Annotated in this window: 21 protein-coding genes; 8 read left to right on the forward strand and 13 right to left on the reverse strand. The window is 60.7% G+C overall.

Features of this window, described 5'->3' with window-relative positions:
- Nucleotides 1-57 precede the first annotated feature (57 nt).
- On the reverse strand, nt 58-663 hold the full coding sequence (locus J2045_RS19510) for a YqgE/AlgH family protein (protein ID WP_307376053.1): 606 nt from the start codon (nt 661-663) through the stop codon (nt 58-60).
- 187 nt (nt 664-850) lie between these two features.
- Here J2045_RS19510 and J2045_RS19515 point away from each other — a divergent pair, with 187 nt between their 5' ends.
- From J2045_RS19515 to J2045_RS19525, 3 genes are all read left to right on the forward strand, one after another.
- Nucleotides 851-1,699: a protein-disulfide reductase DsbD domain-containing protein gene (locus tag J2045_RS19515; RefSeq protein ID WP_307376055.1), complete on the forward strand. Its 849-nt coding sequence runs from the start codon at nt 851-853 to the stop codon at nt 1,697-1,699.
- Between the two features lie 71 nt (nt 1,700-1,770).
- On the forward strand, nt 1,771-2,256 hold the full coding sequence (locus J2045_RS19520; RefSeq protein WP_166601078.1) for a peroxiredoxin: 486 nt from the start codon (nt 1,771-1,773) through the stop codon (nt 2,254-2,256).
- Between the two features lie 590 nt (nt 2,257-2,846).
- A complete protein-coding gene (locus J2045_RS19525; protein WP_307376056.1) occupies nt 2,847-3,494 on the forward strand; it encodes a VOC family protein in 648 nt (215 codons plus the stop codon).
- 412 nt (nt 3,495-3,906) lie between these two features.
- Here J2045_RS19525 and J2045_RS19530 read toward each other — a convergent pair whose 3' ends face one another.
- Together J2045_RS19530 and J2045_RS19535 are read right to left on the reverse strand one after the other, a co-directional pair.
- A complete protein-coding gene (locus tag J2045_RS19530) occupies nt 3,907-4,479 on the reverse strand; it encodes an endonuclease/exonuclease/phosphatase family protein (protein ID WP_307376059.1) in 573 nt (190 codons plus the stop codon).
- Between the two features lie 33 nt (nt 4,480-4,512).
- The gene (locus J2045_RS19535; protein WP_307376061.1) at nt 4,513-4,869 is read right to left on the reverse strand and encodes an endonuclease/exonuclease/phosphatase family protein; all 357 of its coding nucleotides are present in this window, start codon (nt 4,867-4,869) and stop codon (nt 4,513-4,515) included.
- A gap of 172 nt (nt 4,870-5,041) precedes the next feature.
- Here J2045_RS19535 and J2045_RS19540 point away from each other — a divergent pair, with 172 nt between their 5' ends.
- The 4 genes from J2045_RS19540 to J2045_RS19555 are packed head-to-tail and all read left to right on the forward strand — an operon-like array spanning nt 5,042 to nt 7,733.
- Complete coding sequence (locus J2045_RS19540) at nt 5,042-5,164, forward strand: hypothetical protein (RefSeq protein ID WP_307376063.1); 123 nt, start codon at nt 5,042-5,044, stop codon at nt 5,162-5,164.
- The gene (locus tag J2045_RS19545) at nt 5,161-5,922 is read left to right on the forward strand and encodes a metal ABC transporter ATP-binding protein (protein WP_307376066.1); all 762 of its coding nucleotides are present in this window, start codon (nt 5,161-5,163) and stop codon (nt 5,920-5,922) included. Before J2045_RS19540 ends, J2045_RS19545 begins: the two co-directional genes overlap by 4 nt.
- The gene (locus J2045_RS19550) at nt 5,919-6,791 is read left to right on the forward strand and encodes a metal ABC transporter permease (protein WP_307376069.1); all 873 of its coding nucleotides are present in this window, start codon (nt 5,919-5,921) and stop codon (nt 6,789-6,791) included. The genes J2045_RS19545 and J2045_RS19550 overlap by 4 nt, the downstream gene beginning before the upstream one ends.
- Before the next feature lie 42 nt (nt 6,792-6,833).
- Nucleotides 6,834-7,733, forward strand: coding sequence for a metal ABC transporter solute-binding protein, Zn/Mn family (locus J2045_RS19555; RefSeq protein WP_307376071.1), 900 nt, complete (start codon nt 6,834-6,836; stop codon nt 7,731-7,733).
- Between the two features lie 59 nt (nt 7,734-7,792).
- On the opposite strand, the gene J2045_RS19560 is transcribed toward J2045_RS19555, so the two are convergent.
- Nucleotides 7,793-8,101 carry a Dabb family protein gene (locus J2045_RS19560; protein ID WP_307376073.1) on the reverse strand — a complete coding sequence of 103 codons (309 nt, stop codon included), beginning with the start codon at nt 8,099-8,101 and terminating at the stop codon, nt 7,793-7,795.
- 172 nt (nt 8,102-8,273) lie between these two features.
- On the opposite strand from J2045_RS19560, the gene J2045_RS19565 reads away from it, so the two are divergent.
- Nucleotides 8,274-8,591, forward strand: coding sequence for a helix-turn-helix domain-containing protein (locus J2045_RS19565; protein ID WP_307376075.1), 318 nt, complete (start codon nt 8,274-8,276; stop codon nt 8,589-8,591).
- Nucleotides 8,592-8,607: 16 nt separating this feature from the next.
- Here J2045_RS19565 and J2045_RS19570 read toward each other — a convergent pair whose 3' ends face one another.
- From J2045_RS19570 to J2045_RS19610, 9 genes are all read right to left on the reverse strand, one after another.
- On the reverse strand, nt 8,608-8,973 hold the full coding sequence (locus J2045_RS19570; protein WP_307376077.1) for a type II toxin-antitoxin system RelE/ParE family toxin: 366 nt from the start codon (nt 8,971-8,973) through the stop codon (nt 8,608-8,610).
- Nucleotides 8,974-9,110: 137 nt separating this feature from the next.
- Nucleotides 9,111-9,581, reverse strand: a complete 471-nt coding sequence (gene rnhA / locus J2045_RS19575; protein ID WP_307376079.1) for a ribonuclease HI — start codon at nt 9,579-9,581, stop codon at nt 9,111-9,113.
- Nucleotides 9,578-10,543 (reverse strand): homoserine kinase, encoded by a 966-nt coding sequence (locus tag J2045_RS19580; protein ID WP_307376082.1) that lies wholly within the window; start codon nt 10,541-10,543, stop codon nt 9,578-9,580. Before J2045_RS19580 ends, rnhA begins: the two co-directional genes overlap by 4 nt.
- A gap of 115 nt (nt 10,544-10,658) precedes the next feature.
- Nucleotides 10,659-11,093: a type II toxin-antitoxin system HicB family antitoxin gene (locus J2045_RS19585; RefSeq protein WP_307376084.1), complete on the reverse strand. Its 435-nt coding sequence runs from the start codon at nt 11,091-11,093 to the stop codon at nt 10,659-10,661.
- Between the two features lie 4 nt (nt 11,094-11,097).
- A complete protein-coding gene (locus J2045_RS19590) occupies nt 11,098-11,286 on the reverse strand; it encodes a type II toxin-antitoxin system HicA family toxin (protein WP_307376086.1) in 189 nt (62 codons plus the stop codon).
- 157 nt (nt 11,287-11,443) lie between these two features.
- Entirely contained in the window at nt 11,444-11,695 is a 252-nt protein-coding gene (locus tag J2045_RS19595) for a hypothetical protein (RefSeq protein WP_307376088.1), read from the reverse strand.
- Nucleotides 11,696-11,733: 38 nt separating this feature from the next.
- Nucleotides 11,734-12,732: a 4-hydroxy-3-methylbut-2-enyl diphosphate reductase gene (gene ispH / locus J2045_RS19600; RefSeq protein WP_370873178.1), complete on the reverse strand. Its 999-nt coding sequence runs from the start codon at nt 12,730-12,732 to the stop codon at nt 11,734-11,736.
- 10 nt (nt 12,733-12,742) lie between these two features.
- Complete coding sequence (locus J2045_RS19605) at nt 12,743-13,108, reverse strand: DUF1304 domain-containing protein (RefSeq protein ID WP_307376093.1); 366 nt, start codon at nt 13,106-13,108, stop codon at nt 12,743-12,745.
- 70 nt (nt 13,109-13,178) lie between these two features.
- Nucleotides 13,179-13,922 (reverse strand): SURF1 family protein, encoded by a 744-nt coding sequence (locus tag J2045_RS19610; RefSeq protein WP_307376254.1) that lies wholly within the window; start codon nt 13,920-13,922, stop codon nt 13,179-13,181.
- Nucleotides 13,923-13,926: the final 4 nt, after the last annotated feature.

Genomic DNA, 13,926 nt, shown 5'->3' on the forward strand with positions numbered 1-13,926 from the left:
ATGACTGCGCCCACTCAGCTTGCAAGCGGAAAAAACGCAACCGCTGGATTTACCCCCTCAAGCGTGCCCCGCCTCCATCGACAGCATCGCGGGATTGATGCCCATCAGTGCCAATGCCCTGTCATACTTGTTGTCGAGGCTGCGGTCGAAGATCAGGCTTTCGGTGGCCGCACAATGCAGCCAGCCGTTCTGGGCGATTTCTTCTTCCAGCTGGCCCGGGCCCCAGCCGGCATAACCGAGCAGCATGGTGGCGTGGCGGGGACCACGGCCATCGGAAATGGCCCGCACGATGTCGAGGGTTGCGGTCAGCGAGATGTCATCGCTGACGGGGATGGAGCTATCCGAGAGATAGTCATCGGAATGCAGCACGAAGCCGCGGTTCTGCTCGACCGGTCCGCCGCACTGAATGGGGAAATGGCGAGCGTGGTCCGGCAGCATGATCGCATCGTTGCGGTCGATCAGCTCCAGATGCAGGAGCAGGTCGGCGAAGGTGACGGATTGGGCACGGTTGATGATGAAGCCCATGGCGCCGGCATCGGAATGGGCACAGATATAGACGACTGCACGGGCGAAATTACCGTCCGCCATGCCCGGCATGGCGATCAGCAGATGGCCATCCAGAAATCCGCGTTCTCTCAGACTGGTTTTCGACGACAATGCCATGCCCGCCTCCTCGGTCTGCCTCGTCGGCAATCGGCTTCCTGCGTGGTTCAGATGTAGTCTCCCCATAAAGATGGGGCAGAAGCGGGTTCTGATCAACCCAAAATGATGAGCGTGAACGAAGCGTGACTGGCCAAGGTGGCGGCGATCTTCTAGAGCCGGATGCATGAGCCATAAGATAAAAGCAGACATGTCTTGTTCGAACCTGTCGCAAGGCGGCCGTCTCCGTCGCCGCCTGACGTTCGCCACCCTGCTCGTCGTTTCAACCCTGCTCCCCGCGCTTGCAGCACAGGCTGCCAGCAGCGACTGGGCTGTGAACGAAGGCGGACGGATGCGGCTGATCCTGCTGCCGGAGGGCGCCGATGGCCTGCGGCAGGGGGCGCTGGTGATCGAACCCAGGCCCGGCTGGATCACCTACTGGAAGGAACCGGGGGACGTCGGCATACCGCCGGCCATCGCCCCTCTTGCAGGTGCGCCCTACAGTGTCGAGCGGGTCGAGTTTCCCGTGCCGAAGGTGCTGATGAGCGGTGACATGACCGATGTCGGCTATGACCATCCCGTCACGCTGCCGATCACGCTGAAGGATGCTTCGGACGACCTGAACGTAACGTTGAACGCCTTTATCGGGGTGTGCCAGAATATCTGCATTCCGTTCCAGGCAGATCTGACCGTGCCGGCTGATCCGGTGGGCACATCCAGCCCAGTGGAGACGGCGTTGATCGCTGCGGCGAAGGCCAAGGTGCCGTCCGGTCCTTCAGCGGACTTTCAGGTCCTCGGCCACAGCCTGCGGACGGAGACCAAGCAGCTGATCGTGTCGCTCAAGCTGCCCGAGGGCGCCGCCACGCCCACGGCCTTTGTCAGCGGCCCCAGCGGACATGTCTTCGTCAAGGCGACCGCGTCGCAAGGGCCCGATGGGGAGACCATGCTGACCATGCCGATCGGCAAGCTGCCGAAGAAGTACAAGATCGCCGGAAAACAATGGGGCATCCTCGTGATCAGCGGCGAGCGCGCCATGGAAACCACGCTTGCCTTTGACTGACCCGCTTCTATATTCGCGTCGAACGCCGTCCGGAGGGTTCCGGTCGGCCCAACGCAAGCGAGGACGAGTTCATGACCATAGCGATTGGCGAAAAGCTGCCCCAGGCCACCTTCAAGGAAAAGACCGCTGATGGCCCGGTGGAGATCACCACGGAACAGCTGTTTGCCGGCAAGAAGGTCGTCGTCTTCGCGGTTCCCGGCGCTTTCACGCCGACCTGCACGCTGAACCATCTGCCGGGCTATCTGGAAAACCGTGATGCGCTGATGGCGCGCGGGGTCGACGACATCGCCGTTGTCTCGGTCAATGACTGGCATGTGATGGGCGCCTGGGCGCAGCATTCGGGCGGCATGGGCAAGATCCACTTCCTGGCCGACTGGGATGCGGGCTTCACCAAGGCCATCGGTCTCGACATCGACCTCTCGGGCGGCGGCCTTGGCGTGCGCTCGAAGCGCTATTCCATGCTGGTCGAGAACGGCGTGGTGAAGAGCCTCAACATCGAGGAAAACCCCGGCCAGGCAACCGTGTCCTCGGCTGCAACGATGATCGAGCAGCTTTGATCTGACGCATGTCGATTAACGGCAGGGTGGAGGGCGCGTTCGCCCCCTCTATCCTGCTGAGCTTCCCTTGGGGGCGGACATCTCCCCTCTCAAGGGGGGAGGATCTGCCGCAGACCGCCCATTTCCAAAACGCGACGGCACGGCTGGATTAAGCCATCGCCCTTGTGGGCCAGTCCCTCACAGAAATGGGGAATCCCAGCAGATGCGGGTGCCGGATACGCTTGTGGCATGGTGTTTGGACCGGCTTCTATTGCGGGAGACATCGTCTTGAAGCATTCCCCGCTCACCTGAGGCAAAACCTTGGTTTTGCGACATGGAAAGTTGGGCGCAGAACTGTCGCTTTACTTGGGATTTTTGCGACAAACGGTGAAGTGAAAGTCTGCTCTCGGCCCGAAGCAGTCATCCCGCTCTCGGCGAAATAGTAGCGAAAATCCTAAGTTCTGTTTCGCACTATTAGTCGCAGGAGAGCACTAAGCGTGTTCTTGACGATCTCACGCGAATTTTGCATCTTGAAATCGCGCGCTACGTAGGGTGCACCGGCTTTGGGCCGACTGGGCAATGCCCGCCTGCGAACTTCAAAGGTAGCGCCTGTGCGGAACCTCGAAAACCTTAAGAAGCAAGCCAAGCAGTATTTGCGGTGGCATCGTGAGCGGTATTATCCGGTCGCGGCCCATATCCGGGCTGCTTTGCCACGATTTCAGCACCTCGACGATACGCAGATACTGGAATCCAGCTTCAAGCTAATGGACGCGCAAGAACTCGTCGCACGCCAATTGGGATTCGAGGGATGGCAGGCGCTCAAGTCAGGAGCTCATGGCATGACCACTCAAAGCAAACAGACCGCCCCCCGCCCCGTTCTAAGTTCGACCTCCGCGCAACTGTTCGTCTCCGACATCAAAGCGTCGTGTGGCTTTTTCGCGGACAAACTCGGCTTTGCAATCGACTTCGTTTATGGGGACCCACCGTTCTACGGGCAGGTTATACGTGACAAAGCGCAGCTCGCGCTGCGGCTGGTCTGCGAGCCTGTTTTTGTTGGCGATATACGACAACGCGAACATCTGCTCTCCGCCTCAATTACGGTCGATACTGCAAGCGAGATCAAGCGACTCTTTCTGGATTTCCAAGCCGCCGGAGTGGATTTTCACCAGACGCTCAAGAAAGAGCCATGGGGGACTCGAAATTTCATTGTTCTGGATCCGGACGGAAATCTCATACTGTTTGCTGGTCCGGCAGACTGAACATATCCTCGAATCTCCGGGGCACCGCCCGGCATTGTCGCAAAAGTCCCAATTAAAGCGATACTTGTCTTCCTGACTTTTGCGACGTCGCAGAATAGGAAGTTTTGCGGCGGCCACAACGACCGCTATTGGCGCAAAGCGAACGATTGTCGCAATATCCTGATTCATGCGAAAAACGAACCCGCCGACTATTCAGGGGAACCTCTGTCGCAAATCCCACTCGCAAAAAGTCGGAGTTTCGTGAAGGAGATTTGCGACAGAACGTATTCCACATGTCAGTTAAAGGCTGGCCCATGTGGGTAGGATCTCTTCTTTCCCATGCGTTTCCCCTGCCCGTGGAGCGGCGATGCCTGGCAAGGCAGAGGGGGTATCCCGGCCTCCCGGGCCGACAGCCCCCTCACCGATCAACGCCTCAAAACTGCACCACCGCCATTGATGCCCGGTGGTCAGACGGCCATGGGGTGACGACCACGTCGGCCTCGGGGGCCTTTTCGCCGACAATGCCGGCCTTCACGACCTTGAGGTTCTTTCCGCGACCGAGCGTATAGTCGATACGGTCGTGGTGATCGTCCTTGACTGTCGGTTCCGAGGTCGGGGTCCAGGTGAAACCGGGCTTGGCGACCGGGTCGGGGAAGGCTGCGCGGAAGAGATCGGTGAAGCCGCCTTCAACCTCGATGCGCTGGGCCGAGGGATAGCTGACTGCGAGCGGATGACGACCGGCCTTGGCGGCGGCTTCCGTCCAGTCGAGATGCGAGGGTTCGTTGAAATCACCGAAGACGAAGGCGGCGTCTGCGCCATCGGCCTGTTTCAGATCGGAGAAGAAGAGGTCAAGCGCCGGACCGCGGGCCGCTTTCGCTGCCGCTTGCGCCTCCGCTGCCGTCTTCAGGAAGGGCGCCGTGCCATATTCGATGTTGAGCAGCTGGTAGGGCTGATAGGGGAAGTCGGTCAGGTGCAGGTTAAACGCATAGACCTTGCGGCCCTTCACATCGATCTCGACGCCGAGATCATTGGGCGTCGGCTAGCCGATCGGATAGCGGCTGAGAATGGCATTGGCCCACAGCGCCGCATTCTGCTGGCTCTGGTCATAGTAGAAATAACCGAGCTTTTCGGCGATGGCCTTTGCCTTGCTGTCTCCGACGGCGGCACAGGATTCCGCCGTGCAAGGGGCGGGCTCAAGCCGGGTTTCCTGGATGCCGATGATGTCAGGATTGACAGCCTTGATCACGGCGACGGTTTCGTCGACCGGCTTTGCCGCATTTCCGCCGCCGCCCCAGATGTTGAAGCTCATGACGGTCAGTTCCAGAGGGTCCTGTGCTTTTGCCTGAAGAGGGGCAATCAATAGCAAGGCTGTGAGCAATATCGGAAAGGCGCGCATGATCCTGGTCTCCTTGGCGTTTGCGCGACGCTAGCAGCGGCAGGTGACAGGCCGGAGACATGCCCGGAACTGCGCCTTTGCACACGTCAGAAACACTGTTTCATGACCTTGATTTCGCCACAAACCGGGCGCCCAATAAATGTAATGTTATTACATACAATCCGGATCCCGCATGAATGACGACGCCCTCCTCCCGAGCCTGCTGGCGCGCTCGGCCCTTGCCCGCCTTTGCTTTGCAGCCCTGCTGATTGTTCTGATCTGGGGCGGCATCCAGTGGGCGGTCTCGCTGCCATGAGCGAGGCTCTCATCCGGATCGACAACCTGACGCTGGCCTATGACCGGCATCCGGCGGTGCATCACCTCTCCGGCCATCTCCAGGAGGGCAGCCTGACGGCGATTGCCGGGCCGAACGGAGCGGGCAAATCGACGCTGCTGAAAGCCCTGATGGGCGAGATCCGGCCGGCTGAAGGGGCGATCCATCACCGCTTGACCCGGCACGATTTCGGCTATCTGCCGCAGGCTGCCGAGATCAATCGGCGCTTCCCGATCACGGTGCTCGATACCGTGGTGCTCGGCGCCTGGCGACGGGTTGGCGCCTTTGGCAGCATTGGCAAGGCGGAGCGGATGAAGGCCGGCGAGGCGCTTGCCACCGTCGGCCTCGAGGGGTTCGAAAGGCGTGCGATCGGTTCGCTGTCTGCCGGACAGTTCCAGCGGGTGCTGTTTGCCCGACTGCTGCTGCAGGATGCCCGCGTGATCCTGCTCGACGAGCCGTTTACCGCGATCGATGCGCGCACCACCCGCGACCTGATCGATCTCGTCGCCCAGTGGCATGGGGCCGGGCGTACCGTGATCGCGGTCCTGCATGACCTTGACCAGGTGCGACAGCATTTTCCGCAGACGCTGCTGATCGCCCGCGAGCTGATCGGCTGGGGACCGACGGAGGAGGTGCTGACGCCGGCCAATCTGCTCTCGATGCGGACCATGGCCGAGCGTTTCGACGAGGATGCCGATGTCTGCCGACCCGATGGCCACCCGGGGCGGCGTGCAGCATGACCGCCTTCGACCTGTTGATTGCGCCCTTTGCCGATTACGGCTTCATGCGACGGGCCCTGATGGCCGCCGTCTGCCTTGGCTTCAGCGCCGGACCGATCGGCGTCTTCCTGCTTCTGCGTCGGATGAGCCTGATGGGCGATGCGATGAGCCATGCGGTGTTGCCGGGGGCGGCGATCGGCTATCTCGTGGCCGGCTCGCTGTCGCTGACGGCCATGGGCATCGGCGGGCTTGTCGCCGGTCTTTCGGTCGCCGTGCTGTCCGGTCTCGTCAGCCGCTCGACCGTGCTGCAGGAGGATGCGAGCTTTGCCAGCTTCTATCTCACATCGCTGGCGCTTGGCGTGCTGATCGTGTCGCTGCGCGGCTCCAATATCGATCTCCTGCATGTGCTGTTCGGCACGATTCTGGCCATTGACGCGCCGGCATTGACCCTGATCGGGGCGATCAGCACGGTGTCGATGCTGGCGCTTGCGCTGATCTATCGGCCGCTTGTGCTGGAATGCCTCGATCCGGGCTTCCTGCGCGCCGTCGGCGGCTGGGGCGCACTCACCCATTTTGCCTTCCTGGTGCTTGTCGTCATCAACCTTGTCGCCAGTTTCCAGGCGCTCGGCACGCTGATGGCGGTCGGGCTGATGATGCTGCCGGCGGCGATCGCGCAACTCTGGGCGCGCAGCCTGCCCGGCATGATGGCGGTCTCGGCGCTGACGGCGATCATCTCCAGCTATATCGGGCTGGTCATGTCCTTCCATCTCGAAACTGCCTCGGGGCCGAGCATCATCCTGACGGCGGCGCTGATCTACGGCCTGTCGATTGTCATCGCGCCGATGGGGATCGCCCGCCGCTTCTTCCCTCTTCCGCATCTCAAGGGCTGACCACAGCCCGACATCTCCCAGGCAACACAAAAGGAGTGCCTCATGATCCGCAAACTCACCCTCCTCGCCGCCCTTCCCCTGATCACAGCGCTTTACGGTTCCACGGCGCTGGCCGGCGAGCCGATCAAGGTGGTCGCCTCGTTCACCGTGCTCGCCGATGTCGTGGCCCAGGTGGGTGGCGAGCATGTTGCCGTCAGCAGCCTGGTTGGACCGAATGGCGACCCGCATGAATTCGAACCGTCGCCTGCCGACGCCAAGGCGCTGAAGGCCGCCAAGCTTACCTTCATCAGTGGCGAGGGCCTCGAAGGCTGGATGGAACGGCTGATCTCGGCATCCGGCTATGAAGGCAAGCCGGTGGTGGTTTCCGAAGGCATCACGCTTCGCAGCATGGATGAGGACGGCAAGACCGTGACTGATCCGCATGTGTGGAACAGCCCTGTCAATGTGAAGGTCTGGGTCGACAATATCGAGGCCGCGCTTGCCAAGGCCGACCCGGAGGATGCCGCAGCCTTCAAGGCTAATGCGACGGCCTACAAGGCCAAGCTCGACGCGATGAATGCCTATGCCAATGACAAATTCGCGGCCATTCCGGAAGCCAATCGCAAGATCCTGACCAGCCATGATGCCTTCGGCTATCTCGGCCGCGATTATGGCGTGACCTTCCTCTCGCCGCTTGGACTTTCGACGGAAACGGAAGCGTCAGCAGCCGACATTGCGAAGCTGATCGAGCAGATCAAGACCGAGCATGTGAAGAGCTATTTCCTCGAAAACTCCAATGATCCGCGGCTGGTGCAGCAGATCGCCAAGGCCACGGGTGCGGAATCCGGCGGCGAACTCTATGTCGAATCGCTCTCGGAAAAGGACGGGCCGGCGCCGACCTATGAACAGATGTTCCGCTACAATATCGACCAGCTTTCGGCAGCCATGGCGAAGTCGAGCTGAGGCGGCACCGCTTCGCGATGCAATCGCAGCCCTCCCCTTGCCGGGAGGGCTTTTCGCGTTCAATGGGCGAGGTCGAAGACCAGGATGCCGGCGAGACCGCCATCGGTGGCGCTGACGATGCGCTCGCCGACCTCGACATGTTTGGGATGCTTCAGGTAGTAATCGCGGACCAGTTCATCTTCGAAGGTGACGATGAAGCCGTCGTTATAACCGCCTGTCAGCCCCTCCGGCGACACATTTGCCCCCGCCTTCACCTCCAGCATGCCGGGCACGACGTCTTTCAGGGCGGCAATCGCCGCATAGATCGCCTGCTTCTCGGCCTCCTGAACAGCAGCCTTGAAGCGCAGGAACACGCAATGCTGGATCATGGATGTCTCCCGTCGGTTTTTGTTTTGAAGGGAGCATAGGGGGAAAGGACGAAAGGGCAAGGGGCGGGAGCCTTGCCGGATCGCCGGGAGATCCCGCAGCGTGGATCATGTTGACATTTCAAGTTAAGGCGCCCAGATTATACTGAAATCTGTATAAAACTGAGTGGGGCATATGTCGCAGACCCTCGCCTACCGCAACATCTTCGAGTCGATCACGGAAGACCAAGCGCTTGCCGCCGATCTCCAGTTCCGTTCAGACCTTCTGATGACGTTGATCGACATCATTGAGCACAAGGGATGGAACCAGGGTGAAGCGGCCGCAGCGCTGGATATACCTCAACCGCGTGTGAGCGAGCTGTTGCGCGGCAAGATCAGCCTCTTCTCCTCGGACCGGCTGATCGGCTACCTGGCGAAACTCGGCTATCGCTTGCGTCCTTCCGTCGATCGGGATCGCAACGTCGTCTGCGTGGTCGAGGCGGCGGCAGCTTGACGCCGTTGATCGTCGATCAGGATGTCCTGCGGTCAGACTTTTGTTCTTCACGAAGGATCGCCATCATCTCCTTGTAGCGCTCCCTCACCGTCGTCATCGCTTTCCTGTCCACGCCGTTCGTGGTTTTGGTGAACGCGTGAAGGATAAACACGGTGTCGGCAAATTTTGCGCAATAGACAAGTCTGTAAGCGGGTGAGCCGTTTTCGATCAACTCGATCACTCCGGAACCAAGTTCAGGCAAATGCTTGAACGGTGAGCGCGGATCTTTACCTGCGGCGACAAAGTTCAGATCGTTGAGAAAGTCGATGGCGATGGCTTGCGGCAGTTTCTGAACCGCCTTCTTGGCGGCGTTGTTGACATACCGAATTGACCTGATCGCCATCCCGCCCCACCACACAGACATCCATCTGTTTTGCGACAGGCGATGCCGACTTCGCCCGCCGCGACAGGTTATGGTAACGCGCGGGGCAGGACGATTGCACCCCTGCAAATACAGGGATCAGTGCGGTCCCTGATACGTCACTTCACCATCAGCGACTTCGGAAAGCCACCCGTCTTCTTGAACGGCTCCATGCCCTTGCGGGCGAGCTCGTCGGCGCGTTCGTTTTCCGGGTGGCCGGCATGGCCCTTGACCCAGTGCCATTTGACCTTGTGGCGCTGGTTGGCGAGATCCAGCGCCTGCCAGAGTTCGCCATTCTTCACCGGCTTCTTGTCGGCGGTCTTCCAGCCGTTCTTCTTCCAGCCGAAGATCCACTTGGAGATGCCGTCCATCACATATTTGCTGTCGGTGTAGAGATCGACCTCGCAGGCGTCTTTCAGCGCGTTGAGCGCCGTGATGGTGGCGAGCAGTTCCATGCGGTTGTTCGTCGTGTCCGCCTCGCCGCCCGAGAGCTCCTTCTCGGTTTCGCCGTAGCGCAGCACAGCACCCCAGCCGCCGGGGCCGGGATTGCCGGAACAGGCGCCGTCTGTGTAGATCTCGACATGCTTCATGCGATCAATCCGTATTCGGAGGCATTGGTGACGGCGCGGTGGAAGCGCAGCTTCTTCAGATATTCGAGCGGGTCCTTCTTGACCACCAAGGCTCCCGCCGGCGTCGTCAGCCAGTCATAGAGGCGGGTGATGAAGAAGCGCAGGGCAGAACCACGGCACAGGATCGGCAAGGCCTCGATCTCGGCGGCCGAGAGCGGGCGCACCGACTGATAGCCCTCGATCATCGCCTTGCCCTTGGTGATGTTGTAGGCACCATCCTTTTCGAAGCACCAGGAATTCAGGCAGATCGAGAGGTCGTAGACCAGGATATCATTGCAGGCGAAGTAGAAGTCGATGAGGCCCGACAGGCTATCGCCGAGGAAGAAGACATTGTCCGGGAAGAGATCCGCATGGATGACGCCCGCCGGCAGGTCCTTCGGCCAGTGGGTGGCGAGGACATCGAGCTCGGCGCCGATCTCGGCTTCCAGGCCCTCTTCCACTTCGTCGGCGCGCGCTTCGGACTTCGCCCAGAGCATCTGCCATCCTTCAAGCGACAGCGCATTCGGTCGGGTGAGCTCAAAGCCCTCGCCCGCGATATGCATCCTGGCAAGCGCGGCGCCGACTTCGCGGCAGTGCTGGGCCTCGGGCTTTCGCAGCCACATGCCTTCGAGGAAGGAGATCAGCGCTGCCGGGCGGCCGGAGAGTTCGCCCAGCAATTCGCCATCCTTGCGCGGCAAGGGCAGCGGGCAGTTCAGACCGCGCTCCGAGAGGTGATGCATAAGGCCGAGAAAGAAGGGCAGGTCGGATTTTTCGACCCGCTTCTCGTAGAGCGTCAGGATCAGCGGCGCATTCGAGGTGTGCAGCAGGAAGTTGGAATTCTCCACGCCCTCCGCAATGCCCTTGTAGGAGAGCAGCTCTCCGGCATCATATTGCGCGAGAAATGCCTTGAGGTCGATTTCGTTGATGTCGGTGTAGACTGCCACAGCGTAAGTTCCGTGCCGCTTCGATGAGGTTCAAAGTCCTATAACGGCGTGACGGACAGTGCCAGCCCTGGAACGACATGGGGCACAGGAAATGGGGCGCCACCGGCAGGCCGATCTACGCAGAAAGCGCATAGCCTTTCACATTGCCAGGATTATCATCTTCGCTCATCTGCCGTTTTGCGGCCTGAGCGAGGAAACCCGAGCGTGTAAGGCCATGCGCCTCGGCATAGGCATCAATTTCGCGCAAGACTTCTTCCGGCAGGGTGATGTTAAGCCTGACCGATTTTCGCGCCTGGCTTTTCAGCGGAATGAGCACCGCAACTGCGTCCAGATTGGCGGCGTCGGCCATGACCTGGTCAAGCGAGGAAGGCTCCGGGATGGCTTCACCGTCCTCCACCATGCCCTCAACATGGAAAGCGAGCGCCTCTTCCGCCATACGGCGGGCATCGTCCAGATCGGTGCCAGCCGTCACGACGCCAGGAAAATCCGGAAAGGATACACCATAGTCACTGTCCGGATCCTTGTGGATCAAACCGATATAGCTGCGCATAGGTTCACCTTAGCTTCAAAGCCGCCTGTTTTTCGATATTCTTGAGCGTGCCGATCGGGAGGTCCCGCTTCGGGTGCGGGACTGTCACCCGCCCCGCCTTCAGAGCATGCCTGAACTGCACATGGCTGCCCTTGGTGGAAACCACGAACCAGCCGTCTGCCCTCAATGCTGCAATGACATCAGCGCTTCTCATTGCTCAATTATACACACTGAATAAGTATTAGCAAATTGAGGCAGGTTCTTCAAACTGGCTGCCGCGTTTGTCGACCTAGCTCAGGCTAACGAGTGAATGCGCTTTCGCGTTCTTTGTCTGAACTATTTGAAGAAGGCAGCGTGAAGACCGATCGAGATCAGGGATAGCAGACATATCCATGCACCCGTGACAGCGTCCGACGCAGATAGGGGCTGTACTTCCAGATTTCGTCACCCTCACGCTTCAGCCGAGAATTCGCCTCTCCGGGGGTCTCTCCAGAAATTTCAAAAGGGATGGTCTTGCGGCTCAGCTTCAGAAACAGCAGCAAGCCCGCAATCCAGGCGACCATAAAGCCAGATACCATAACGGCGGCAAGGAACAGGCTGAACCATCTTCCGATCTGATCCATGCGACTCCCTTAAAGGTCAAAGCAAGAGCTTCAGACCCTCACCCATTCACCCAGGCCATGTCCTCGCGCGTCAGCTCCACATCGCGCAGCTCGCGATTGACGAGGAAGTGCTCGTTTTCCTCGGTCGTGATCGCGAGTTCCACCTTTGCCTCGAAGCGCTCGCGGAAGGCGTCGATGATTTCGTCGACGATGACCTCAGGCGCCGAGGCGCCAGCGGAGATGCCGAGGGTGCCGATCACGCCGATGTCCGCCCAGTCGATCTCGGAGGCACGCTGGACGAGCAGCGAACGGGTCGCCCCTGCCCTTAGGGCGACTTCGACGAGGCGCTTGGAGTTGGAGGAATTCGGCGCGCCGACGACGATGAAGAGATCGCAGCCGGGGGCCGCCTGCTTCACCGCTTCCTGGCGGTTGGTGGTGGCATAGCAGATACTGTCCGCAGACGGCGCCGTCAGGTTGGGGAAACGCTGCATGAGCCTGGCGATGACACCGGCGGTGTCGTCGACCGAGAGCGTCGTTTGGGTGACATAGCCGAGATTGTCGGGATCGGCAGGCTGATAGGCATCGGCATCTTCGACCGTCTCGACCAGCGACACCGTGCCTTCCGGCAGTTGCCCCATTGTGCCGATCACTTCCGGGTGCCCGGCATGGCCGATCAGGATGACATGGCGACCTAGACGCTCATGGCGCATGGCCTGCTTGTGGACCTTGGAGACCAGTGGACAGGTGGCATCGAGATAGAAGAGATTGCGGCTTGCCGCATCTTCCGGCACGGACTTCGGCACGCCATGGGCGGAGAAGACGACCGGTTGCTGGCGATGCTCGGCGGGGATTTCGTCGAGTTCCTCAACGAAGATTGCGCCCTTGGCCTCCAAGCCTTCCACGACATACCTGTTGTGGACGATCTCGTGGCGCACATAAACCGGGGCCCCATAGCGCTTCAGCGCCAGCACGACGATCTGGATCGCGCGGTCGACACCGGCGCAGAAGCCGCGCGGGCCGCAAAGCCTGATTGTCAGAGGGGGACGGTTCATGGGCATGTTCATCGGGTCAACCGGCAATCAGGACAGCGATAATGGCGATGGCTGCGGGAAGCGCCTGGATGACGAAGATCTTCCGCGAGGCCGTTGCTCCCCCATATAGGCCGGCGACCAGCACACAGCCAAGGAAAAACAACTGAATTTGAGTGCCGAAAGCGACATCGGGGTGCAGCAGGCCCCAGATGAGCCCGGCAGCGAGGAAGCCATTGTAGAGGCCCTGGTTGGCGGCCATGACCTTCGTCGCTTCGGCCTGTTCCGGCTTCATCCCGAAAGCGCGGCGACCGGTTGGCGTCGTCCAGAGAAACATCTCTAGGACGAGGATGTAGATGTGCTCAAGTGCGACGAGCGCGACCAGAGTCGAAGCGACGTATGACATGCAGTTCCCCATCGCGGTCACCGATTCCGACCGCTCGTCCAGCGTGTTTAGCGGAAAAGGCGGAAGAGGACTATTCCGTTCTGCGCCTGACCAGACCCGCAATTGTGACAGCTACAAGCGCAAAGGCGAGGCCGTACCAGGTGATCGCATATTGCAGATGGTTGTTGGGCAGGTCGATCGCGGTCACGCCGCCCTTGGGCAATCCACCGGTGACCGGCGTTGCATCGGCATCGAGGAAGAAGGGCAGCACGCGGTCGGCCGGCAGCCCAACGGAGGCAGTCATCCGGGACAGGTCCTTCCAGTAGAAAATGTTGGCCTTCTCGTCATTGTCGGGCACCAGCGATGACGGCTTCTCCGTCAGTTCCGCACGGGCAAGCCCCGTTACCGTCTGCTCGCCTTCGATCAGGCCCTGCGGGCGGGTCGCCGGGTCCTTGCGGTCATATGGCACGAAGCCCCGGTTGACGAAGAGGTAGCGGCCATCGGCGAGTTCGAGCGGGGTGTAGAGGTAGAAGCCGGACTGTCCTTCGAAGGTGGCGAGGAAATGCCGCTCCCTGTGGTGCATGTAGCGCCCGACGGCGGTCGCATGGCGGTAATCCACCGATTGCCCGACCGCCAACAGACGCTCGACCTCGGCGACATCTGCGGCCGGCCCGGTGCTGCGTTCCTGGATGTCGGCCAGCAGGGCTTCCTTCCACTGCAGCCGGTTGACCTGCCAGGTGCCGAGCGAGAGCAGGATAAGCAGCGCGGCGGGCAGCAGGATCAGGGCAAGCCAGAAGCGCCAGGTGCGGCGTTTCGTTTCGCCGGCCTCAGCCATCGGC

It is taken from the genome of Peteryoungia aggregata LMG 23059 (assembly GCF_030814435.1).
Classification (GTDB): domain Bacteria; phylum Pseudomonadota; class Alphaproteobacteria; order Rhizobiales; family Rhizobiaceae; genus Allorhizobium; species Allorhizobium aggregatum.

What these genes read in the sequence shown, in the direction of transcription:
- J2045_RS19550 (WP_307376069.1), top strand. Translation starts at nt 5,919, where the DNA reads ATGACCGCCTTCGACCTGTTGATTGCGCCCTTTGCCGATTACGGCTTC.
- J2045_RS19520 (WP_166601078.1), top strand. Translation starts at nt 1,771, where the DNA reads ATGACCATAGCGATTGGCGAAAAGCTGCCCCAGGCCACCTTCAAGGAA.
- rnhA (WP_307376079.1), bottom strand. Translation starts at nt 9,581, where the DNA reads ATGAAGCATGTCGAGATCTACACAGACGGCGCCTGTTCCGGCAATCCC.
- J2045_RS19590 (WP_307376086.1), bottom strand. Translation starts at nt 11,286, where the DNA reads ATGAGAAGCGCTGATGTCATTGCAGCATTGAGGGCAGACGGCTGGTTC.
- J2045_RS19515 (WP_307376055.1), top strand. Translation starts at nt 851, where the DNA reads ATGTCTTGTTCGAACCTGTCGCAAGGCGGCCGTCTCCGTCGCCGCCTG.
- J2045_RS19510 (WP_307376053.1), bottom strand. Translation starts at nt 663, where the DNA reads ATGGCATTGTCGTCGAAAACCAGTCTGAGAGAACGCGGATTTCTGGAT.
- J2045_RS19560 (WP_307376073.1), bottom strand. Translation starts at nt 8,101, where the DNA reads ATGATCCAGCATTGCGTGTTCCTGCGCTTCAAGGCTGCTGTTCAGGAG.
- J2045_RS19610 (WP_307376254.1), bottom strand. Translation starts at nt 13,922, where the DNA reads ATGGCTGAGGCCGGCGAAACGAAACGCCGCACCTGGCGCTTCTGGCTT.
- J2045_RS19535 (WP_307376061.1), bottom strand. Translation starts at nt 4,869, where the DNA reads ATGCGCGCCTTTCCGATATTGCTCACAGCCTTGCTATTGATTGCCCCT.
- J2045_RS19545 (WP_307376066.1), top strand. Translation starts at nt 5,161, where the DNA reads ATGAGCGAGGCTCTCATCCGGATCGACAACCTGACGCTGGCCTATGAC.
- J2045_RS19570 (WP_307376077.1), bottom strand. Translation starts at nt 8,973, where the DNA reads ATGGCGATCAGGTCAATTCGGTATGTCAACAACGCCGCCAAGAAGGCG.
- J2045_RS19595 (WP_307376088.1), bottom strand. Translation starts at nt 11,695, where the DNA reads ATGGATCAGATCGGAAGATGGTTCAGCCTGTTCCTTGCCGCCGTTATG.
- J2045_RS19555 (WP_307376071.1), top strand. Translation starts at nt 6,834, where the DNA reads ATGATCCGCAAACTCACCCTCCTCGCCGCCCTTCCCCTGATCACAGCG.
- J2045_RS19605 (WP_307376093.1), bottom strand. Translation starts at nt 13,108, where the DNA reads ATGTCATACGTCGCTTCGACTCTGGTCGCGCTCGTCGCACTTGAGCAC.
- J2045_RS19540 (WP_307376063.1), top strand. Translation starts at nt 5,042, where the DNA reads ATGAATGACGACGCCCTCCTCCCGAGCCTGCTGGCGCGCTCGGCCCTT.
- J2045_RS19565 (WP_307376075.1), top strand. Translation starts at nt 8,274, where the DNA reads ATGTCGCAGACCCTCGCCTACCGCAACATCTTCGAGTCGATCACGGAA.
- ispH (WP_370873178.1), bottom strand. Translation starts at nt 12,732, where the DNA reads ATGCCCATGAACCGTCCCCCTCTGACAATCAGGCTTTGCGGCCCGCGC.
- J2045_RS19585 (WP_307376084.1), bottom strand. Translation starts at nt 11,093, where the DNA reads ATGCGCAGCTATATCGGTTTGATCCACAAGGATCCGGACAGTGACTAT.